Raw genomic sequence first — 19,219 nt, 5'->3', positions numbered from 1 at the left:
AAAGAGCCGCAGAGCCATGCCGCAGACCCGCCCGGACCTCGGTGCCCCAGCGTCCTACTCCTTCCCCAAGCCCCAGCGGATCACCGTCGGGGGCGGCCGCATCGTGGCCGTCGACCTCCCCGGCCAGCAGCTGGTCTCCCTTCGCCTCGTGCACACCCGCGGGGGCGCCGCCGAGCCCCTCGACGCGATGGGCGTCAGCGCGCTCACCGGCGAGGTCCTGGAGGACGGCCCCGAGGGCAACAGCTCCCTGGCCCCCGCGCTGGAGCGCCACGGGGCGGAGTGGATGTCCCGTGTCACCTGGGACGCCTTCATCACCGGTGTCGACGTGCCCGTCGCCCGCCTGAACGAGGCCGTGCGCCTGTTCGCCGACGCCGTGCGCCGCCCCGCACTGAACGCCGACGACGTCGTCCGCCGCCGCGACCAGCTTCTGGAGCGCTTCTGGCTGGAGGCCGCCTCAGCCTCGACCCTGGCCATGCGCAGCCTGGGCGGCCAACTGTTCACCGGACGCTACGCCACCCCGCTCGCCGGGGGGCCGGTGCGGCTCGCCGACGTCACCCCCGAGGCGGTGGCGCGCTTCCACGCTGATTCCCTCAGCTCGGTCGCCGGGACGCTCGTGATCGTCGGAGACCTGTCCGGGGTGGACCTGGAGGCCCTGGGCACGTCCGTGTTCGGGGACGCGCAGGCGGCCCCCGCCCCGGACACCGCCGAGCCCGCCCCGCCGCCCGGTGAGCTGCCCCGGGTCCTGGTGGTGGACCGTCCCGGTTCGGTGCAGTCGGCACTGGTCATCGCCCACCGGGCCCCGTCGCGCTCGCAGGTGGACATGCCGCGTGCGGACGGCGTCAGCGAGGTCCTGGGCGGTATGTTCACCTCCCGCCTCAACATGGAGCTGCGCGAGCGCCTGGGCTACACCTACGGCGCGGGTTCCCGGTTCGACCTGCGGCGCGACAGCGGTGTCTTCCTCGCCTCCACCCAGGTGGAGGCGGACACCACGGCGCACTCGATCACCTCGGCCCTGGAGCAGTTCGCCAAGCTCCGCGCCTCCGGGGTCACCGAGGAGGAACTGGAGTCGGTCCGCGAGTCCAACACCGTGGGGCTGCCCGTGGCCTACTCCACGGCCCGGGCCGTGGCGGGCGCGCTCGTCGACATCGTCGTCCACGACCTGCCCGACGACTACGTGGACCGCAATCGCGCCGGGTACGAGCGGCTCACCAAGGACGACCTCGACAGCGCGGCCGTGGAGTACCTGCGCCCGGACGAGGCCGTCGTGGTGGTCGTCGGCGACGCCGAGCGCCTGCGCGAGCCCCTCTCCTCCATCGGGGCGGGCCCGCTGGAGGTGCGCTCGCCCGAGAGCCTCTGGACCTGAGCGGGTCTTCCGTGTCCGGTGCCCCGGTCCCTCACGGGGCGCCGGACATAACGAAAACGGACCCAGTTTCCGCGTCTTCCGGGATCTACCTGCGTGTACTCGGCGCGAGACTGATATAACCAATGATCCGTGTACCTTCGTGGTGACAGCAACCGCAATGCTCCACAGGAGGCCGCCATGGCCGGTGAATGGACCCGTGGATAACCTTGTCCTCCCTAGACGACCCCCACATCCGGCGGCCCGACGAGTCGCCGAGTCCGGCGCGCCCGGAGGAGACCGTCATGGCTGCCCCAGAGCCTGAGGGACGGCTGCTCCAGGGGCGCTACCAGCTCACGTCGGAGATTGCCCGCGGCGGCGTGGGCACGGTCTGGCGTGCCACCGACCGCGTCATCGACCGCGAGGTCGCCGTCAAGGAGCTGCGCCTGCCCGACGACCTCACCAAGGCCGAACGGGAGTCCCTCCTCCAGCGGACCACCCGTGAGGCGCGTGTGGCCGGACGGCTCACCCACCCCGGCCTCGTCACCGTCCTGGACGTGGTGGACGAGGACGCGCGCCCGTGGATCATCATGGAGCTGGTCGAGGCCTCGACCCTGGAGGAGATCATCCAGTTGGGAGGGCCGCTCCCCTATCAGCGGGTGGCGGAGATCGGCCTCCAGCTGATCGACGCACTCCAGGTGGCGCATGCCGAGGGCATCGTCCACCGCGACGTCAAGCCCGACAACGTGATGATCAGCGAGTCCGGCCGGGTGGTGCTGACCGACTTCGGGCTGGCGGCGTGGAACGGCGAGTCCGCCCTGAGCCAGTCCGGGCGCATCATCGGGTCCCCGGCCTACATCCCGCCGGAGCGGGCCAAGGCCGGTCCGGTCGGTCCGGAGTCGGACCTGTGGTCCCTGGGCGCCACCCTGTACGCGGCGGTCGAGGGCCACCCGCCCTACGACCGCAAGGGCTACATCAAGATCCTGCGCCAGGAGCAGTTGGACGAGCCGGCCGAGGCGGCCAACGCCGGTCCGCTCGCCCCGGTCCTGGCGGGCCTGCTCAAGGTCGACCCCGACGCCCGTCTCAGCGCCGGCCACGCGGCCAAGATGCTGCGGATCGCGGCGCTGGCCCCCTGGGCCCCCGACCGTGCCCGGGAGGACGCCGGGGCCGAGGAGGCCGACGACGCCGGTGAAGGGGAGACCGAACGCGAATCGGCGCGGGAGCACTTCCGCGCCGGTGCCCACGCCCTGGCCGAGTCCATCAACGAGCGGCTGCGCAACCGTCCCGACGCCATGGACTCGTTCATGAGTTCGGTCCGCGAGTCCACCGACACCCTGGGGCTGACCCACGCGGGCCGACACGTGGAGAAGAGCGGTCGTCTTCCGGTGGTGGTCGGCACCGTCGTGGTGCTGGTGGGGGTCATGGTGGCGCTGGCGATCGTGCTCTGGGCCCTGATGGGCCGCTGAGCCCCGCAGCGGGGGTTTGGGGGTCGTCCCCCGGAAATGAGGTGGCGAGGCGACTCGGTGAGCGCGTTCGCGCGCGAACAGGGTCGTCTTGGAGTGCGGGGGTGTTCGAGGCCCTGCAGTCCGTGGGGTGAAGCCCCGCAGCGGGGGTTTGGGGGTCGTCCCCCGGAAATGAGGTGGCGAGGCGACTCGGTGAGCGCGTTCGCGCGCGAACAGGGTCGTCTTGGAGGCGAGTGGGGCCGGCGGGACTCGAACCCGCACTGTACAGCACCTAAAGCTGCCGTCTCCTGCCGATTGGACTACGGCCCCTATCGGGACAACTGTACCGGGACCGCAGGACCGCGGGGCCGGGTGTCCGGCCCCGGGCCATGGCGGGGCGCTCAGACACCCAGTTCGCGCCTGATCCGGGCGACGTGTCCGGTGGCCTTCACGTTGTAGAAGGCGCGGGTCACCCTGCGGTCGGTGCCGACGACGACGGTGGAACGGATGACGCCCTGCACGAGGCGGCCGTAGTTCTTCTTATCTCCGAAGGCTCCGTAGGCGCGCAGTGTCTCCTTCTCCGGGTCGCCGAGCAGGGGGAAGGTGAGCTCCTCCTTGTCGCGGAAGGCGGCGAGCCGGTCCGGGGTGTCGGGGGAGAGGCCCAGCACGGTGAAGCCCGCGGAGTCGAAGTCGCGGAGGTTGTCGCGGAAGTCGCAGGACTCCGTGGTGCACCCCGGAGTCATCGCGGCGGGGTAGAAGTACAGGACGACGTTCTTGCCGGTCTCCGCCAGTACCTCGCTGAGGGTGACGGGCTTGCCGTCGGCGTCGGGGAGGGTGAAGTCGGGTGCCTGGTCGCCGGGGGCCAGACGGATGGGCTCGCTCACGTGGTGTTCCTAACTCTGACTGACGGGGGCGGTCGGCCGCCTCGCGCCCCACCCTAACGACCGGGTGTCCGGTCGGCGGTGTGCGCGGCGTGTTTGGGTTGCGATTGCGGTTCGGTTCCTCCGGGACGCGGGAGCCAGGGCGTTCGTTCGCTACGCTGGGGCGCACCCGTGTTCTTCGACCGTGCGTAGGCCCGTACGGCGGGCGGACCGGAAGAAGAAAGAGCCGGAACACACCCGCTTTGTGCTTTGGAGCGATGGGCCACGATGGCTGGATTCACACTCGACGAGGTCAGGACCCGGACGCTCAAGGAGCGCGACTCCTGGTGGACGGTCTATCTCGTGGATCCGATCGCGATCCGCTTCGTGCTCCTGGCGGCGAACAGGACGTCGCTCACCCCCAACCAACTGACGGTGGCCGCGCTCTTCCTGGGGCTGGGCGCCGCGGTCTGCTTCGCGCTGGGCTACTGGCAGGCGCTGTTGCTGGGGGCGTTCCTGTACTACCTGTGCTTCCTCGTGGACTGTGTGGACGGCAAGCTGGCCAGGCTCACCGACAGCGAGTCGATCTTCGGGTCGTGGATGGACTACGTGTCCGACCGCTTCCGGGTGCTGGTGTGCGCGGTGGCCCTCATGGGCGGACAGTACGTTCTCATGACGGAGCGGGACCCCGAGTCCGCGCCTGTGGTGCTGGCCTGGCTGGCGCTGGTCGTGGTGTTCCTGGACATGCTGCGCTATCTGAACGCGCTCCAGGTCCACAAGGTGCGCCGGGAGATGCGCTCGCATCTGGCCGCGGCCCTGGAGCGGGCGCGCGCCACGCTGTCGATGCTGGAGCCTGAGGAGCGCGACGGCCCCTCCGGCGGTGCGCTGAGCGACGGCGGGGAACAGGCCGTCCTGCGGCACGGTATCGGTGTCCTGGAGGAGATCCTGCGCAGCCAGAACGAACGGGAGGCGCGCGACAACAGGGTGTCGGGGAAACAGCCCGACCTGACCCTGCCCAAAGTGGACCTGCACCAGGAGTTCCGCTCCCGTTTTCCCTGGTATCAGCGTTTCTGGTGGGCGTTGAACGGACACAGGGTCCGTACCCACCTGTTCAGCGGCATCGAATTCCAGATCGCGATGTTCGTGGTCGCGCCCGTGGCCGTGGCGGTGAGCGGGATGCCCGCCTTCCTGGGGTGGATCGCCGTGACGGCGGGTGTTTTGCTGCTCGTGTTCGAGATCGGCATCATCTATAAACTGTGGTTGTCCACGCGGGACTTCTTCCGTGTGGTTGACGGAATCGACGGCGCGTTGAGATTTTCCGGTCCGTCCGACGGCGCGGAGGAGACGGGCCCGGGTACCGGCCCGGACACGGGCCCGGACGCTTCGACGGAACGCCCCTGACTTCTAGGAAGGCAACCAATGACGGGAAGCGACACCGAACCGCGCCAGACCCCCGACCAGGTCCGGGACGAGATCAACCGTGAGCAGCGGCTGCTGGCCGAGACCCTCGACGCGCTGACCGACCGGGTCCGCCCGTCCTCCGTCGCGCGGCGCCAGATGGACCGGGTGCGTCGGCGGGGCTCCCGGATGGCCGACGGCGCGCGTGCGCTCGTGGGCAGGGGCCCGGAGCACGACGAGGTCCTCCACGCCGAGGTCGGGGAGGGGCTGCTGCTCAGGAGTGACGAGGAGCTGGTGGCCGCCTACGAGGAGTCGGAGCGGCGGCTTCCCCCGGAGGCGCTGATCCTCATCGCCGGTGTCGGCGCGGTCGTCGCCGTCGGCGTGGTGGCGTGGGCGCTGCGCCGCAGACAGGGGCTGTGAGCCCGGTTCGACGCGTGCGGGGGCCGGATCAGAGGAAGGTCCGGCCCTCGCCGCGGTAGGTCGGGACGGCCTCCACGTAGGTGCCCGTGTCGGAGTCGATCAGGTGCAGCACGGCGAAGCGCTCGCACAGCTCTCCCGCCTTGGCGTGGCGCATCCACACCCGGTCCCCGACCGACAGGTCCCGTGCGGCCTTGCCCGTCAGCGGGGTCTGGACCTCGCCGGCACCCTCGGCGGCGCTGTAGGACAGGTTCTCGGGCAGGTAGGGCACGGGCGGGCGGTACCGGTCCACCGGGCCGGAGGCGGGGTAGCCTCCGCCCAGTACCGTGGCCGTCCCCGGGGCGGGGCGGCGTACGACGGGCAGTGCGAACAGGGCCGCGGGGCGGCCGTCGAAGGCGCGGAAGTGGTCGAACAGGTGCGGGTGGTACAGCCCTGAGCCCGCGGCCAGTTCGGTGACGGCGCGTTCCCTGCCCGTGGTGTGCAGGCTGCCGGTGCCGCCCCCGTTGACGAAGCGGATGTCGGCGACCTCCCGGACGGCGTGGACGACGGCGGCTCTCCGTTGGGCCAGCTCGAGGGCGGAGGCCCGCTGGATTGTGCGCAGGAGCCGCCCGTAGAGGGGGCGTCCGGGGGGCGCGTCGCCGACTCCGGCGATCTGGCCCTCGTAGGCCATGATCCCGTCGAGTTCGAGTCCGGGGCGGTCGACGGTGGCGCGGGCGAGGGCGGCGGCCTGGGCCGGGGTCCGTACGGGGGAGCGGCGGGTGCCCATCCGCAGCCCCGGCCCGAGCGGCTGCCAACTGGTGTCGATGTCCAGGCACACCCGGATCGGTGGTGCGCCGGGGGCGTCGTCGGCCGCGGCGGCGATCATGTCCAGGTGAGCGGGGGAGTCCACCATGAGGGTGATGGAGCGCGCCGCCGCCGGGGCGCGCGCCAGCCGGGCGAGGGCGTCGGTGTCCGCGGTCGGGTAGGCCACGAGGATGTCGTCGCTGAGCGGCTCCCCGTCCGTGGCCAGCCAGAGGGCCTCGGGGAGGGTGAAGGCCATGATCCCGGCGTATCCGGGCAGGTCGAGGGCGGTCCGCAGGAGGGCCCGGCTGCGCAGCGACTTGCTGACGACCCGGACGGGCCGACCGTGGGCGCGCCGGGTGAGGGCGGCCGCGTTGGCGCGGAAGGCGGCCAGGTCCACGACGGCGAAGGGGGGCTGGAGGCCGCGTGTGGCGGACTCCAGGCGTGCGCGCTGAGTGGTCATGCGACCGAGCATGCCAGAACGTGAAGAGTGTTCATATCGCCGGGGCGGCAGGGGCTGTGGCGCGCGGTGCCCTTCGGGGCTGCCGCGGCCGACCCCTGGTCCCGCCTCGGCCTATATCCTGGGCATCATGGCTGTCCAAGCCGTTCCGATCCTGGAGTGGGCCCTTCATGAGTGAGCGCGAGTACGTCCTGACCCTTTCGTGCCCCGACAGCCGGGGTATCGTCGCCGCGGTGGCCAACCTGCTGTCCGACCACGGGTGCAACATCACCGAGAGTCAGCAGTACAGCGACCACTACACCGGCTGTTTCTTCCTGCGGATGCAGTTCGTGGTCGAGGAGGGGCCCGGCGGGGCCGTGGGTGAGGACGTTCTGCGCGGTGCCTTCGCCGCTCTGGCGGGCGACTTCGGGGGCTCCCCCGACCAGGTCGTGGAGTGGACCCTGCACGCCGTCGACGTCCGCCCGCGCATGATCGTCATGGTCTCCAAGTTCGGGCACTGCCTGAACGACCTGCTCTACCGGCACCGCAGCGGGCTGCTCGACATCGACATCGCCGCGGTCGTCTCCAACCACCCCGACCTGGAGTTCCTGGCCGACTCCTACGGTGTGGACTTCCACCACCTGCCGGTGACCGCCGAGACCAAGCCGGAGCAGGAGGCCCGTCTCCTGGAGCTGGTGGGCTCCTACGACGTGGACCTGGTCGTGCTGGCGCGGTACATGCAGGTGCTGACCGAGCGGCTGTGCGCCAAGATGTCCGGCCGGATCATCAACATCCACCACTCCTTCCTCCCGAGTTTCAAGGGTGCGCGCCCCTACCACCAGGCGCACAAGCGCGGGGTGAAGCTGATCGGGGCGACCGCCCACTACGTCACCGCCGACCTCGACGAGGGGCCGATCATCGACCAGCAGGTCTCCCGGGTCGACCACACCCACAGCCCGGAACAGCTCACGGCGATCGGCCGGGACCTGGAGTCGGTGGCCCTGGCACGCGCCGTCAACTGGCACGCCCAGCGCCGGGTCCTGCTGAACGGGCACAAGACGGTCGTCTTCGACTGAGGTCCGTGTGGGGCCGTCGGGGCCGGGGCGCCATCGGGCGCCCCGGCCCCGACTCTGTCGACCGGGAGTTTCGGACATACAAGTGTGTTTGAGGGGAAAGACCCTGGTCGTACCGCTCTTCCGTGGTTGGCGGTGCCAGTTGGAGGTGGATGGCAGTTTTATGACTGTCTCCACCTGGGAATATTACTTTTAGTTTCTTGATGACTACTAAGAGTGTGTATACGGTGTGGTGGGGATGAACCCCACCACAACGGATTTCGGTCCGACCGCATGGCGGGGCCGCGATCATAGGTTTCTGCACACAAGGGGGACCCGTGCCGGAGACGAGAACCGAGAGCAAGGTGCCCGGCGCACGCGAGGCGTCACGGGGTGAACAGGGGGCCTCGGCGGGGAGCGGCCACACGCACATCGCCGATGGCGTGGTGGCCAAGATCGCCGGGATGGCAGCGCGCGAGATCGGCGGCGTCCATGCCATGGGCGGTGGGAAGGCGCGCGCGGTCGGGGCCATGCGCGACGCGATGACGGGGGGCTCCGACGGGTCGGTGACACGCGGGGTCTCCGTCGAGGTGGGTGAGCGCCAGGCCGCCGTCGACATCGACCTCGTCGTCGAGTACGGCATCTCCATCCAGGACCTGGCCGGCTCGGTGCGCCGCAACGTCACCACAGCGGTGGAGCGGATGACCGGGCTGGAGGTCACCGAGATCAACATCAGGGTGGACGACATCCACCTGCCCGACGAGAGCGACGAGTCGGAGGGCGCGGACACGTCGGCACCGCGGGTCCGGTAGCGGTGGCCGACCACGACACCCGAGAGGAGGTCGCCCGGCGCCTGGCCGAGGCGGCCTCGGGCTTCCCCGACGTCGTGGAACTGTCCGCGGGGTCGTTCGGGACGATCAGCACCCCGGCCAGGGGCGGCGTCGTGCGAGGCGTCGCGGTCCGCCAGGCCGGTGTGGAGGTTGGGCTCGTGGTGCGTTTCGGGCGGCCGATCCCGGCCATCGCCGAGGACGTCCGCTACGGACTGGCCCCGCTCGCCGGCGGCCAGCCGGTCCACGTGTTCGTGGAGGACGTGGTCGCCGGGCTGGGCGGCGGTTGAGGCTTCGTTGGTACTGGGCACGAGAGGGGGAGGCCATGTGGTCCATCGTGGGGTTGTCGTTCGGTACGGTCCTTGGTCTGGCCGCGGCGTTCGGGGGGTTCGTCGCCTTCGCGCTGGTGCTGGTCCTGGGGGCCGCGGGCTTCGTCGCGGGCCGGGCGATGGAGGGCGAGATCGACCTCGCCCAAGTGTTCACCCGGCGCTCGGCGTAGGGGTGCGGCGGTGACGACGACACGGATCGGATCGCTCCCCCGGCAGAGGAGCGCGGAGCCGCCGTGGGCGGCGGGTGGAGCCGAGCCCCCGCGCGACCCCGGAGGGAGCATCACCGTCGAGCCGAGGGTGGTGGAGAAGGTGGCCGTCCAGGCGGTTCGCGAGGTGCCCGACGCCGGACCCGCCCGTTCGCGTGGGGCCCGGGCCCGGATGAGCGGCGGCGGCGTCACGGTGCGGCTGAGGATCGTGGTGCGCTACCCGGTGCCGGCGGGTGAGGTCGCCGACAGGGTGCGCGCCCGTGTCAGGGAACGGGTCGAGTGGGTCACCGGGGGCCGGGTCCACTACGTCGACATCGAGATCGCGGAGTTGGTGCGCTGAGATGACCACCGTGGAAGAGGTGCTGGGCCGTCCCGACCAGGGGGCCGACCGCCGGGCGAAGCGCGTGGCGATCCACACGTTCCGCCCCCGGCGGTCTTGGCCCGCCGTGGCCACCGCGACGGTGGTCCTGCTCCTGGCCGTGCTGTCGGCCGCCGAAGTGATCTCCGCCCTTGCGGGCACGCCGTTGCGCGTGCTGCCCGTCGAGGCCGCGGCCGACTACGCCGCGGCCACCACGTGGTCGCAGCCGTCGGTACAGGTCGCCTCCGGGGTGCTGGCCCTGATCGGTCTGGCCCTGATCGCCCTGGCTCTGGCCCCCGGCACCGGCCGGTGGACCGCGCTGCGCACCGACGACCCGGCCCTGGTGGTCGGGCTGACCCGGTCGGCGCTGCGCCGGACGGTGGCCTCCGCGGCGCGGGAGGTCGGCGGGGTCGACAGTGCGGACGTCGTGGTCCGGGGGCAGCGGATCAGGGTGTACGTACGCACACGGATGCCCGACTGGGGCGGCCTCCCGGCAGAGGTGACGGCCGCCGTGGAGCGCCGTCTGGAGGAGTTGGCACCGCTGCGCAGTATGCGGATCGCCACGGACGTGCGGCACGCGGAGGACTGACATGGGGCGGGACATGAGTCGCAGGTCGGCCCGGGGCAACCGTCTGGGTCTGGTCGTCGTGGGCGGACTCCTGCTCGCCTTGGGCCTGGTCGCGCTGGCAGCCGGGCGCGGGCTCCTGGGGCCGGAGGTCGCGCGGGACACCCTTGCCGGAGCGTGGACGGGGGGTGTGCTGGAACAGCGGTGGATGCCCTACGCCGCGGTCGCGGTCGCGCTCCTCGCGGGTTTCCTTGCGCTGCGGTGGCTCCTGTTGCAGGGGATGAACGACACCGTGGGCAGGGTGGTGCTCGACGGCCGGGGCGACGGGCGGGTGGAGATGAGCGAGGGCGTGGCGCGCGGTGCCCTCGAACGGGAGGTCTCCGACTATCCGGGCGTGCGCCGGGCCCGGGCGCGTCTGACCGAGTCCGGAAACGCGCCCCACCTGCGGCTGGCGCTGACCCTGGAGGAGGACGCCGACGTCACGGCGGTGTGGGAGCGCGTGAGCGCCGAGGCGCTGGCCAACCTGCGCCACGCCCTGGGGCTGGGGCGCATCCCCGCGGTGGTGCGGATGTCGATGGCGGCCCCCGTGCGGGCCCCGCGCCGCGAACTGGCCTGACCCTCAGGCCGTGCCGGGGTGTGCGCGCCGTGTCTCCCTCACCGCGAGCTTTTCTGCATTGTGTACACAGAGAACTCTGGGTGCTCTGTAGTCATGACTGAGACGCTTTCCTCCCGTGAGTTCCGGGCGCACCTGGCCGAAGCCATCGATCGGGCCAAGGCGGGTGAATCGACTGTGGTCACCAGAAACGGCAGGGCTGTGGGGGCCTTCGTGCCGATGGAGGTTCTCGAACGGGCCAGACGCCGCGACGAAGGGGAGTTGCGGCGGCTCATCGAGGAACGCCGCGACTCCCCGACGGTACCCATGACCGAGGTGATGGCTGAGACGTTGGGACGTGATGAGTAAGTACGTCACGGTCTTCAAGGTCGAGGCTCAGGCCGAACTCCGTAAGATCCCCCGTGAACAGGCCATGGCGATTCTGCGCAAGCTCGCAGAACTGGAGTCCGGTCCCTTCGCGTTCGGCACCGCTGCACTTGTGGGGGTCGCAGGGCACCGCCGGCTCCGGGTGGGGGACTACCGGGTGGTCTACACCGTCGAACGGGGGCGTCTGGTCATCGTCGTCGTTCATGTGGACCATCGTTCGACCGTCGACGACTGACGGAAGGGCTGGTTCCGTCGTTTCCGTGGACAGCAACCGCCGTGGTCACCGGGGCTCGCGGTGCTCTCAGGGGGGCGGGGCGGTGCCGCGGACCTGCCCCTCGACCAGGAGGAGCTCGGGGACCCGGTCCAGGTACCGGACCCCGGAGGCCGCCTCGGTGCTGATCCAGGACAGGATCCGGTAGATCGTGTCGTGGTCCGCCTTCAGGTGGCGGTGGTGGATGGGCTCGTGGTGCATGATCCGGTTGCGGAACGTGCGCAGGTAGTCCAGCTCCCGGTGCAGGTCGGCACGCGGGCCGCGGTAGTGGGGGAAGGCGCGGTGCAGGACCGCGCGCCACAGGGTGCGGTCGTACTGGGCGACCAGGAGGAAGGCCCAGAACCCGAAGGACAGTTCGGTGACGATGTCGTCCGGCGCGGCGGGGGAGCCCCGTTTGCGGCAGTTGCGCTCGGCCTTGGCCACGAGCCGGGCGCTCTCGCGGTGCAGCGGCGCCTCCCGCCACCAGTCGGCGCGGTCGAAGTGCTCGGAGAGCCGGTCGTGCACGGAGTTGCGCAGGGCCAGTTCGAGGACGTGCAGGGGCTGGTAGAACGCGGAGGAGACGGCGACGTTCCAGTGGTACAGCTCGGCGGCCCGGGTGGTGTCCCCGTCGCAGACGGCGATGTAGGGGGCCAGGCGCGGTCGCGAGTAGACGGTGTACATCCACCCCGGCATGCCGTCGCTCAACGGGGCCTCCTGGCGTCTCGTCCGCGGTTCGGGGCTGTTCGCGTCGGAGACCGCATGGTACCGTCGGAGACGTACGCCCCGGGCCGCCTCTGCACAGCGCACGCCACCCGGGGCACAGCTTTGTCCGGACCCGTCCGGCGGCGCGGGACGCTCGTGCGCCCCGCGCGGGACTACAGGTTCGGGTACAGCGGGTGCTCGGCGGTCAGCGCCTTGACGCGTCCGCGCAGGGACTCGGCGTCGAACTCCGGCTTGAGCGCCTCGGCGATGATGTCCGCGACCTCGGTGAAGTCCTTCTCCCCGAACCCGCGGGTGGCCAGCGCGGGTGTGCCGATACGCAGGCCCGAGGTGACCATGGGCGGCCGCGGGTCGTTGGGCACCGCGTTCCGGTTGACCGTGATCCCCACACCGTGCAGCCGGTCCTCGGCCTCTTGGCCGTTGATCTCGGAGTTCACCAGGTCCACCAGGACCAGGTGTACGTCCGTGCCGCCGGTGAGCACCTTGACGCCCGCCTCGGCCAGGTCGGGCCGGGTGAGGCGGTCGGCGAGGATGCGGGCGCCCGCCACGGTGCGCTGCTGGCGCTCGGCGAACTCCTTGCCCGCGGCGACCTTGAACGCCACGGCCTTGGCGGCGATCACGTGCTCCAGCGGGCCGCCCTGCATGCCCGGGAACACCGCCGAGTTGATCTTCTTGCCCAGCGCGGCCTTGGACAGGATCATGCCGCCGCGCGGGCCGCCCAGGGTCTTGTGGGTGGTGGTGGTGACCACGTCCGCCAGCGGTACCGGGTTGGGGTGTAGCCCCGCAGCGACCAGTCCGGCGAAGTGTGCCATGTCCACCATCAGCAGCGCGCCCGCCTCGTCAGCGATCTCGCGGAACCGGGCGAAGTCCAGATGGCGCGGGTAGGCCGACCAGCCCGCGATGATCATCTTGGGCCGGTGCTCCTTGGCCAGGGCCGCGACCTCGTCGTAGTCGACCGTGCCGTCCTCCTCACGCACGTGGTAGGCGACGGCGTTGAGGATCTTGCCGGAGTAGTTGATGCGCATGCCGTGGGTCAAGTGCCCGCCGTGCGCCAGGTCCAGGCCCAGGACCGTGTCGCCGGGCTTGAGCAGGGCGAAGTACACGGCGGTGTTGGCCTGGGCCCCCGAGTGGGGCTGCACGTTGGCGTGCTCGGCGCCGAACAGGTCCTTGGCGCGCTCGATCGCCAGGCGCTCGACGACGTCGACGTGCTCGCAGCCGCCGTAGTAGCGGCGGCCGGGGTAGCCCTCCGCGTACTTGTTGGTCAGGACCGTGCCCTGCGCCTCGAGGACCGCCTGGGGGGCGAAGTTCTCCGAGGCGATCATCTCGAGCGTGTCGCGCTGGCGCGCCAGCTCGGCGTCGACCGCGGCCGACACCTCCGGGTCCAGCTCGCTCAGGCTCCGGTTGAGCGGGGCATTGTCGGTAGCCATCGGTGGCCTACTCCTCGTCCTTGGTCATCTGCTCGTACTCCTGTGCGGAGAGCAGGTCGGTGGGTTCTGCGAAGACACGGGCCTGGAACAGCCATCCGTCTCCGTAGGGGGCCTGGTTGATCGTCTCAGGTGCGCTCTCCAGCGCCGCGTTGACCTCGGTGATCTCGCCGCTCACCGGCGAGTACACCTCGCTGACGGACTTGGTGGACTCCACCTCGCCGCAGGGCGCTCCTGCGGTCACCTCGGTACCCGGTTCGGGGAGGTCGACGAAGACGACGTCCCCCAGCGCGTCGGCGGCGTAGGCCGTGACCCCGACCGTGGCGATGTCGCCCTCGACCAGGACCCACTCGTGGTCGGCGGTGTAACCCAGATTCGTGGGAACGCTCACTTCGGCTCTCCTTGGAATGTGTTGTGCGTCGTCCGTGCGGTGCGCCGCTCTACGCCGACCGCTTGTAGAACGGGAGTTCGACGACGTCGACCTCCTCGGCGCGCCCCCGCACGTCCACGGAGAACGTGCCGGTGGCGGTGTCGAGGTCACCGTCCACGTAGGCCATGGCGATGGGGCGGCTCAGTGTGGGGGAGGGGGCGCCGCTGGTGACGGTGCCCACGGCCGTGCCGTCGCGCAGTACCTCCTGGCCCCGGCGCAGGGGGCGGCGGCCGCGGGAGGCCAGGCCGATGAGGCGGCGCTCCCGGGAGGTGAGCGCGGCTGCCTCCAGGGCGGCGCGGCCGACGAAGTCACCGGGCTTGTCGAACGTGACGACGCGGCCCAGGCCGGCGTCGAAGGGGGTGAGGTCGGCAGTGAGCTCCTGCCCGTACAGGGGCATGCCTGCCTCCAGGCGCAGGGTGTCGCGGGCGGAGAGGCCCGCCGGCACCAGGCCCTGCCCGGCGCCCGACTCCATGAGCGCGCGCCAGAGGGCGGGGGCCCCGTCGGCGGGGCGCACGAAGATCTCGAACCCGTCCTCGCCGGTGTAGCCGGTGCGGGCGAGGAGGACGGGGTGGTCGGCGACGGTGTGCTCGTAGCCCGCGTAGTAGCGGATTGCACCGAGCTCGGCGTCGGTGAGCGGGGCGAGGACGTCCACCGCGCGGGGCCCCTGCACGGCGATCAGCGCGTGGTCGGCGGACTCGTCGGTGACCTGTGCGTCGAAGGTCTCGGCGCGTTCGGCCAGGGCACCGGCAACCGTCGCGGTGTTGGCGGCGTTGGCCACGACGAGGTACTCCTCGCCGCCCAGGCGGTAGACGATGAGGTCGTCCAGGACACCGCCGTCGGCGGAGGTGATCATGGTGTAGCGGGCACGGCCGACCTTCACCTTGGACAGGTGGCCGACCAGCGCGTAGTCCAGGGCCAGGTCCGCCTCGGGGCCGCTTACGCGGATCTCGCCCATGTGCGAGAGGTCGAACAGGCCCGCCGCCCGGCGCACCGCCCGGTGCTCGGCGGTCTCGCTGCCGTAGCGCAGCGGCATCAGCCATCCGGCGAAGTCGACCAGGGTGGCGCCTGCCTGTTCGTGGATCTCGCGCAGCGCCGTGGCGCGCGGCGCGGAGGCGGGTTCTGACATGGGCACTCCCGAGAGGAGGGGCTTGGTGTCGTGTGCGGCGTTGCCATCCTCCCCCTCCGCCGCCGGTGCCTGAGAGTTTCACCGCGCGGTCGGCGTGGTCCCGCCCCGGTGCTCTCCGGGAGCGGTCCGCCGCAGTCGCGGGAGGGGGCGGTGCGCCCGGCGGTCGGCGTGGTCCGCGGCTTCGCGCGGGTCCGGCAACGCCCTCAGCCTAGCAGCGGCCGCGGACGGTGCCCGGGAGCGGTCGCGGCAACCGGCCCGTGGATTTGCGCCTACGGCGGGTTCGGGGGCGTTATCGTGGGCGAGACGAGCCGTGGAGCCGCCGTTCGAAAGTGGGAGAACAGTGCCCCGTGCAGCCGTACTGACCGCCGGGTGCGTCCTGGTCCTGACCACCGCCACCGCGTGCGGGCCGAGCGAGACCGGCGCGGCCGACCGCGTCCGCACCGAGGCGCTCCCCGCCGAGCGCGTGGGCGGGGACGTCCCCGCGGCCGAACGTGAGGATCTGGAGGCGATGTTCGAGCGGGCGGGCGTGGAGGGCACCTTCGTCCTCTACGACACCGAACGGAGCCGGGCTACGGTCGTCGCCCCCGAACAGGCCCAGCGCCGTGCCGTGCCCGCCTCGACGTTCAAGCTGGTCAACTCGCTGATCGCCCTTCAGACGGGGGCGGTCACCGACGTCGACGAGGTGATCCCCTACGGCGGCGGGCCCCAGCCGGTCCCCGCCTGGGAGCGGGACATGAGCATGCGCGAGGCGCTGCCGGCCTCCAACGTGCCCGTGTACCAGGAGATCGCCCGCCGGATCGGCCACGACCGGATGGCCGCCTGGGTGGACCGGTTCGGCTACGGCGGCCGGGACGTGGGCGGCACGGACGCGGTGGACCGCTTCTGGCTGGAGGGGCCGTTGGAGATCTCGGCGATGGATCAGGTGGCGTTTCTGGCCGGCCTGGCCCGCGCCGAGCTTCCGGTGGACGTCGAGCACCAGCGTGCGGTGCGTGAGATCGCCGTGCACGAGAGAACCGACGACTACGTACTGGTCGCCAAGACCGGTTGGGGCGCGGACATGGACCCGGCCCCCGGGTGGTGGGTCGGCTGGGTGGAACGCGGCACGGAGCTGCACACGTTCGCACTGCGCATCGACGTGGCGCAGGACGCGGACGTGCAACTGCGCGAGCCGCTCGGCCGCGAACTACTCGTCGCGCTGGAGGTCCTGCCCGCTGAGGCGCTCACCGCGTGAGGGCCGGGGACCGGCCGAGGCGGCCGGTCCCCGGGGCCGCTCCTATGCCTGCTTGCGGCGCTGTTGCACCGACTCGGCCAGTTCGGCGAGCACCCGCTCGGTGGTCTCCCAGCCCATGCACTTGTCGGTGATGGACTGCCCGTAGGTGAGGGCGGCCGGGTCGCCGAGCTTCTGGGCGCCCTCCACGAGGAAGCTCTCCAGCATGACGCCGACGATGCCCCGCTGGCCCTCGGCGATCTGCGCACCGATGGCGGCGGCCACGCCTGGCTGGCGGGTGTGGTCCTTGCCGCTGTTGGCGTGGCTGGCGTCGATCATCAGGCGGCGCTCCAGCCCCGCTCCGGCGATGACGTCCAGGGCCTCGTTGACCGGACCGGCCCCGAAGTTGGGCCCCTTGCGGCCGCCGCGCAGGATGACGTGGCAGTCCGGGTTCCCGTCGGTGACGACGACGGACCCGGACCCGGCCGGGTCCACCCCGAAGAAGGTGTGCGAGGCGGCTGCGGCACCGACGGCGTCGACCGCCACCTGCACGTCGCCGTCGGTGCCGTTCTTGAAGCCCACCGGGGTGCTCAGGCCGCTGCTCAGTTGGCGGTGTACCTGGGACTCGGTGGTCCGGGCGCCGATGGCCCCCCACGTCACGGCGTCGGCGATGTACTGGGGGGTGATCGGGTCGAGGAACTCGGTGCCGGCCGGCAGCCCCAGCGCGTTGATGTCCAGCAGCAGCTTGCGGGCGGTGCGCAGCCCGCGGTGCACGTCGTAGGTGTCGTCCAGGGCCGGGTCGTTGATCAGGCCCTTCCAGCCCACGGTGGTGCGCGGCTTCTCGAAGTACACGCGCATGACCACGCACAGGTCGTCGCGTACGGAGGGCACGAGTTCGACCAGCCGGTGGGCGTAGTCCATCGCCGACGCGGTGTCGTGCACCGAGCAGGGGCCGACGACGACCAGGAGCCGGTCGTCCTCGCCGTCGATCACGCGCTTGACCTCGGCGCGGGAGGACGAGACGAGGGCGGCCTGCCCGGCGCTCAGCGGCAGTTCGGCGATCAGGTCACGGGGCGCGATGAGCGGTTGGTAGCTGGCCACCCGGGTGTCGTTGGTGTTGGGCATCGTGCTTCCTCAGGTCCCGTCTGTCGGTGCTGGATGTCGCCACGGAGAACAGTAGTGCGGACGGGCCGGGGCGCGACGGGAGGCGCGGGTTTCCCGTACCGGGACCGTGCGGCGGACCGGCACGCATCCGGATGCCGGCGTCCCATCGTGTCAGAGGCGCTTCTTCCGGGTGGCGGTACCCCGCGGAGCGGGGTCAGCCCTTCAGACCGGGGAGGTCCTCCTCCCAGAACTCGCACGGGTTGCGCGCGCCGTCCGCCATGGTGCCGCGCTCGGCCTCGGCCTGGCGTAGCCTCGTGCGGCTGATCTTACCCGAGGAGCTTCTGGGGAGTTCGGCGAACTCCAGGCGGCGCACCCTCATGTGGGGCGAGAGGTGCTCGCGGGCGTAGGCGAGGATGGTGCGGGCCGTGTCGGCGTCCGGAGGCACCCCGTCGGTGAGGACGATGAAGGCCTTGGCGACGGACAGGCGCAGCGGGTCGGGGGAGGGGACGACGGCCGCCTCGCGGACGTACTCGTGCTCGATGAGTGTGTTCTCTATCTCGAATGGTGAGACGCGATAGTTCGACGCCTTGAAGACGTCGTCGGTTCGGCCGACATAGGTGAGGCGGCCGTCGGGGCCGCGTGTGGCGATGTCGCCGGTGCGGTAGAAGTCGCCCTGCTCCTCCTTGCGCGGCGCGTCCGAGCCGTCGGCGTAGCCGGCCATCATCCCGGCCGGGGCCCCCGAGAGGTCCACACAGATCTCGCCGGAGTCGGTCGGCTCACCGCTGTCCTGTTCGAGGAGTTCGATGTCGTATCCGGGCATCGGCAGGCCCATCGATCCCGGTGTGACCGGCTGCCCGGGGGCGTTGCCGATGAGCAGGGTCGTCTCCGTCTGTCCGAAGCCGTCGCGGACCGTGACGCCCCAGGCGTCGCGCACCCGGTCGACCAGGTCGGAGGGGAGCGGCTCGCCGGCCGCGACCGCCTCGCGCACACGGACCGTCCGCGACGCCAGACCGGTCCGGACGAGCGCCCGCCACACCATCGGGGGAGCGCACATCGTGGTCACGCCGCAGCGCTCGATCTCGTCCAGCAGCAGTTCGGCGTCCAGGCCGCTCTGGTTGACGACGAGGACGGTCGCCTCGGCGTTCCAGGGGGCGAACATGCTGCCGTAGGCGTGCTTGGCCCACCCCGGAGGGGAGACGTTCAGGTGGATGTCGGCAGGCTGGACGCCCAGCCAGAACATGGTCGACAGGTGTCCCACGGGGTAGGACCGCTGCGTGTGCGTCACCGGTTTGGGCAGGGCGGTGGTCCCGGAGGTGAAGTACAGCAGCAGGGGGTCGTCGGGGTCGGTGGCGTGCGGCGGCGCGAAATCCAGGGCGGCGTGCTCGGAGTCGGGGTAACTCAGCCACCCGTCCATGTAGCCCACGCACACACGGGTCCAGTGCCCCTCGAAGGCCTCGAACCGCTTCGTGTCGTCGGGGGTGCACACCACGTGTGCGACGGCGCCCCGCTCCAGGCGGTCGGCCAGATCGCCGTCGGTCAGGGCCGGGGGGGTGGGCGTCACCACGGCGCCCAGTTTCACGGCGGCGAGCAGGGTCTCCCACAGCTCCACCTGGTTGCCGAGCATGAGCATGATCCGGTCGCCGGGGCGTACCCCCTGGCCGATCAGCCAGTTCGCCACCTGGGAGGAGCGCTCGGACAGGTGCCGGTAGGTGTACTTGGCCTCCTCGCCGTTCTCCTCCACGATCCACAGGGCCGTCCGGTCGGGAATGGTCTCGCCCAGGGGGTCGAAGTAGTCCAGGGCCCAGTTGAACCTGTCGGATGAGGGCCAGGCGAACTCCCGGTGCGCCCGTGCCCGGTCCTCGCGGTGGCGCAGCAGCAGGTCGCGCGCGGCCCTGAACTCCTCCGCGCCCTCGGCGTCCCTGTCCTTGGACATCATCGGCGACCTCCGGTCCGGGGACGGCGGTGTG

22 protein-coding genes and 1 tRNA gene are annotated in these 19,219 nt (G+C 71.4%); 14 read left to right on the top strand and 9 right to left on the bottom strand.

Features of this window, described 5'->3' with window-relative positions:
* Window positions 1-16: 16 nt before the first annotated feature.
* Window positions 17-1,363: a pitrilysin family protein gene (locus tag B042_RS0106280; RefSeq protein ID WP_028647563.1), complete on the top strand. Its 1,347-nt coding sequence runs from the start codon at window positions 17-19 to the stop codon at window positions 1,361-1,363.
* 281 nt (window positions 1,364-1,644) lie between these two features.
* Window positions 1,645-2,805, top strand: coding sequence for a serine/threonine-protein kinase (locus tag B042_RS0106275; protein ID WP_036554081.1), 1,161 nt, complete (start codon window positions 1,645-1,647; stop codon window positions 2,803-2,805).
* 231 nt (window positions 2,806-3,036) lie between these two features.
* Here B042_RS0106275 and B042_RS0106270 read toward each other — a convergent pair.
* Together B042_RS0106270 and B042_RS0106265 are read right to left on the bottom strand one after the other, a co-directional pair.
* Window positions 3,037-3,111, bottom strand: a tRNA-Leu gene (locus B042_RS0106270).
* A 71-nt stretch (window positions 3,112-3,182) separates the two neighbouring features.
* The gene (locus tag B042_RS0106265) at window positions 3,183-3,665 is read right to left on the bottom strand and encodes a peroxiredoxin (protein ID WP_028647561.1); all 483 of its coding nucleotides are present in this window, start codon (window positions 3,663-3,665) and stop codon (window positions 3,183-3,185) included.
* A 264-nt stretch (window positions 3,666-3,929) separates the two neighbouring features.
* Between B042_RS0106265 and B042_RS0106260 the strand changes: the two genes are divergently transcribed.
* Complete coding sequence (locus B042_RS0106260; protein ID WP_028647560.1) at window positions 3,930-5,042, top strand: CDP-alcohol phosphatidyltransferase family protein; 1,113 nt, start codon at window positions 3,930-3,932, stop codon at window positions 5,040-5,042.
* Between the two features lie 18 nt (window positions 5,043-5,060).
* Window positions 5,061-5,459 carry a DUF3618 domain-containing protein gene (locus B042_RS0106255; RefSeq protein ID WP_028647559.1) on the top strand — a complete coding sequence of 133 codons (399 nt, stop codon included), beginning with the start codon at window positions 5,061-5,063 and terminating at the stop codon, window positions 5,457-5,459.
* 28 nt (window positions 5,460-5,487) lie between these two features.
* Here B042_RS0106255 and B042_RS0106250 read toward each other — a convergent pair whose 3' ends face one another.
* The gene (locus B042_RS0106250; RefSeq protein ID WP_028647558.1) at window positions 5,488-6,699 is read right to left on the bottom strand and encodes an alanine racemase; all 1,212 of its coding nucleotides are present in this window, start codon (window positions 6,697-6,699) and stop codon (window positions 5,488-5,490) included.
* Window positions 6,700-6,866: 167 nt separating this feature from the next.
* On the opposite strand from B042_RS0106250, the gene purU reads away from it, so the two are divergent.
* The 9 genes from purU (at window position 6,867) to B042_RS0106205 (ending at window position 11,226) form a co-directional block, all read left to right on the top strand.
* Window positions 6,867-7,751: a formyltetrahydrofolate deformylase gene (purU, locus tag B042_RS0106245; RefSeq protein ID WP_028647557.1), complete on the top strand. Its 885-nt coding sequence runs from the start codon at window positions 6,867-6,869 to the stop codon at window positions 7,749-7,751.
* 314 nt (window positions 7,752-8,065) lie between these two features.
* Window positions 8,066-8,539, top strand: a complete 474-nt coding sequence (locus B042_RS0106240) for an Asp23/Gls24 family envelope stress response protein (protein ID WP_028647556.1) — start codon at window positions 8,066-8,068, stop codon at window positions 8,537-8,539.
* Between the two features lie 2 nt (window positions 8,540-8,541).
* On the top strand, window positions 8,542-8,844 hold the full coding sequence (locus B042_RS0106235) for a hypothetical protein (RefSeq protein WP_028647555.1): 303 nt from the start codon (window positions 8,542-8,544) through the stop codon (window positions 8,842-8,844).
* A gap of 35 nt (window positions 8,845-8,879) precedes the next feature.
* Window positions 8,880-9,053, top strand: coding sequence for a hypothetical protein (locus tag B042_RS26005; protein WP_197024184.1), 174 nt, complete (start codon window positions 8,880-8,882; stop codon window positions 9,051-9,053).
* A 10-nt stretch (window positions 9,054-9,063) separates the two neighbouring features.
* The gene (locus B042_RS0106225; RefSeq protein ID WP_028647554.1) at window positions 9,064-9,429 is read left to right on the top strand and encodes an Asp23/Gls24 family envelope stress response protein; all 366 of its coding nucleotides are present in this window, start codon (window positions 9,064-9,066) and stop codon (window positions 9,427-9,429) included.
* 1 nt (window position 9,430) lies between these two features.
* Window positions 9,431-10,036 carry a DUF6286 domain-containing protein gene (locus B042_RS0106220; protein ID WP_028647553.1) on the top strand — a complete coding sequence of 202 codons (606 nt, stop codon included), beginning with the start codon at window positions 9,431-9,433 and terminating at the stop codon, window positions 10,034-10,036.
* A gap of 13 nt (window positions 10,037-10,049) precedes the next feature.
* Window positions 10,050-10,628, top strand: coding sequence for an alkaline shock response membrane anchor protein AmaP (locus B042_RS0106215; RefSeq protein WP_231493844.1), 579 nt, complete (start codon window positions 10,050-10,052; stop codon window positions 10,626-10,628).
* 93 nt (window positions 10,629-10,721) lie between these two features.
* A complete protein-coding gene (locus B042_RS0106210; protein ID WP_028647551.1) occupies window positions 10,722-10,973 on the top strand; it encodes a type II toxin-antitoxin system Phd/YefM family antitoxin in 252 nt (83 codons plus the stop codon).
* Window positions 10,966-11,226, top strand: coding sequence for a type II toxin-antitoxin system RelE/ParE family toxin (locus B042_RS0106205; RefSeq protein ID WP_028647550.1), 261 nt, complete (start codon window positions 10,966-10,968; stop codon window positions 11,224-11,226). The genes B042_RS0106210 and B042_RS0106205 overlap by 8 nt, the downstream gene beginning before the upstream one ends.
* A 66-nt stretch (window positions 11,227-11,292) precedes the next feature.
* On the opposite strand, the gene B042_RS0106200 is transcribed toward B042_RS0106205, so the two are convergent.
* The 4 genes from B042_RS0106200 to gcvT all read right to left on the bottom strand — a co-directional run bounded on the left by B042_RS0106200 (window position 11,293) and on the right by gcvT (window position 14,941).
* The gene (locus B042_RS0106200) at window positions 11,293-11,946 is read right to left on the bottom strand and encodes a hypothetical protein (protein WP_028647549.1); all 654 of its coding nucleotides are present in this window, start codon (window positions 11,944-11,946) and stop codon (window positions 11,293-11,295) included.
* 170 nt (window positions 11,947-12,116) lie between these two features.
* The gene (gene glyA / locus B042_RS0106195) at window positions 12,117-13,388 is read right to left on the bottom strand and encodes a serine hydroxymethyltransferase (RefSeq protein WP_028647548.1); all 1,272 of its coding nucleotides are present in this window, start codon (window positions 13,386-13,388) and stop codon (window positions 12,117-12,119) included.
* Window positions 13,389-13,395: 7 nt separating this feature from the next.
* Entirely contained in the window at window positions 13,396-13,776 is a 381-nt protein-coding gene (gcvH, locus tag B042_RS0106190; RefSeq protein WP_028647547.1) for a glycine cleavage system protein GcvH, read from the bottom strand.
* A 49-nt stretch (window positions 13,777-13,825) separates the two neighbouring features.
* Window positions 13,826-14,941 (bottom strand): glycine cleavage system aminomethyltransferase GcvT, encoded by a 1,116-nt coding sequence (gene gcvT / locus B042_RS0106185; RefSeq protein WP_028647546.1) that lies wholly within the window; start codon window positions 14,939-14,941, stop codon window positions 13,826-13,828.
* Between the two features lie 463 nt (window positions 14,942-15,404).
* Here gcvT and blaOXA point away from each other — a divergent pair, with 463 nt between their 5' ends.
* Entirely contained in the window at window positions 15,405-16,172 is a 768-nt protein-coding gene (gene blaOXA / locus B042_RS0106180; protein ID WP_369797675.1) for a class D beta-lactamase, read from the top strand.
* Window positions 16,173-16,214: 42 nt separating this feature from the next.
* Here the strand turns inward: blaOXA and B042_RS0106175 are convergent, their stop codons facing one another.
* Together B042_RS0106175 and B042_RS0106170 are read right to left on the bottom strand one after the other, a co-directional pair.
* Window positions 16,215-17,273, bottom strand: a complete 1,059-nt coding sequence (locus B042_RS0106175) for a 3-deoxy-7-phosphoheptulonate synthase (RefSeq protein ID WP_028647544.1) — start codon at window positions 17,271-17,273, stop codon at window positions 16,215-16,217.
* Between the two features lie 193 nt (window positions 17,274-17,466).
* The gene (locus B042_RS0106170) at window positions 17,467-19,185 is read right to left on the bottom strand and encodes an AMP-binding protein (protein ID WP_028647543.1); all 1,719 of its coding nucleotides are present in this window, start codon (window positions 19,183-19,185) and stop codon (window positions 17,467-17,469) included.
* Window positions 19,186-19,219: the final 34 nt, after the last annotated feature.

It is taken from the genome of Nocardiopsis sp. CNT312, from assembly GCF_000515115.1.
Taxonomy (GTDB): Bacteria; Actinomycetota; Actinomycetes; order Streptosporangiales; family Streptosporangiaceae; genus Nocardiopsis.
This window is presented reverse-complemented; position numbering and strand designations above follow the sequence as displayed.

Bases quoted from the DNA above. Each gene is read 5' to 3' on its own strand.
- B042_RS0106280 (WP_028647563.1), top strand. From the start codon at position 17: ATGCCGCAGACCCGCCCGGACCTCGGTGCCCCAGCGTCCTACTCCTTC.
- B042_RS0106275 (WP_036554081.1), top strand. From the start codon at position 1,645: ATGGCTGCCCCAGAGCCTGAGGGACGGCTGCTCCAGGGGCGCTACCAG.
- B042_RS0106260 (WP_028647560.1), top strand. From the start codon at position 3,930: ATGGCTGGATTCACACTCGACGAGGTCAGGACCCGGACGCTCAAGGAG.
- B042_RS0106255 (WP_028647559.1), top strand. From the start codon at position 5,061: ATGACGGGAAGCGACACCGAACCGCGCCAGACCCCCGACCAGGTCCGG.
- B042_RS0106250 (WP_028647558.1), bottom strand. From the start codon at position 6,699: ATGACCACTCAGCGCGCACGCCTGGAGTCCGCCACACGCGGCCTCCAG.
- purU (WP_028647557.1), top strand. From the start codon at position 6,867: ATGAGTGAGCGCGAGTACGTCCTGACCCTTTCGTGCCCCGACAGCCGG.
- B042_RS26005 (WP_197024184.1), top strand. From the start codon at position 8,880: ATGTGGTCCATCGTGGGGTTGTCGTTCGGTACGGTCCTTGGTCTGGCC.
- B042_RS0106220 (WP_028647553.1), top strand. From the start codon at position 9,431: ATGACCACCGTGGAAGAGGTGCTGGGCCGTCCCGACCAGGGGGCCGAC.
- B042_RS0106215 (WP_231493844.1), top strand. From the start codon at position 10,050: ATGAGTCGCAGGTCGGCCCGGGGCAACCGTCTGGGTCTGGTCGTCGTG.
- B042_RS0106210 (WP_028647551.1), top strand. From the start codon at position 10,722: ATGACTGAGACGCTTTCCTCCCGTGAGTTCCGGGCGCACCTGGCCGAA.
- B042_RS0106205 (WP_028647550.1), top strand. From the start codon at position 10,966: ATGAGTAAGTACGTCACGGTCTTCAAGGTCGAGGCTCAGGCCGAACTC.
- glyA (WP_028647548.1), bottom strand. From the start codon at position 13,388: ATGGCTACCGACAATGCCCCGCTCAACCGGAGCCTGAGCGAGCTGGAC.
- gcvT (WP_028647546.1), bottom strand. From the start codon at position 14,941: ATGTCAGAACCCGCCTCCGCGCCGCGCGCCACGGCGCTGCGCGAGATC.
- B042_RS0106175 (WP_028647544.1), bottom strand. From the start codon at position 17,273: ATGCCCAACACCAACGACACCCGGGTGGCCAGCTACCAACCGCTCATC.
- B042_RS0106170 (WP_028647543.1), bottom strand. From the start codon at position 19,185: ATGTCCAAGGACAGGGACGCCGAGGGCGCGGAGGAGTTCAGGGCCGCG.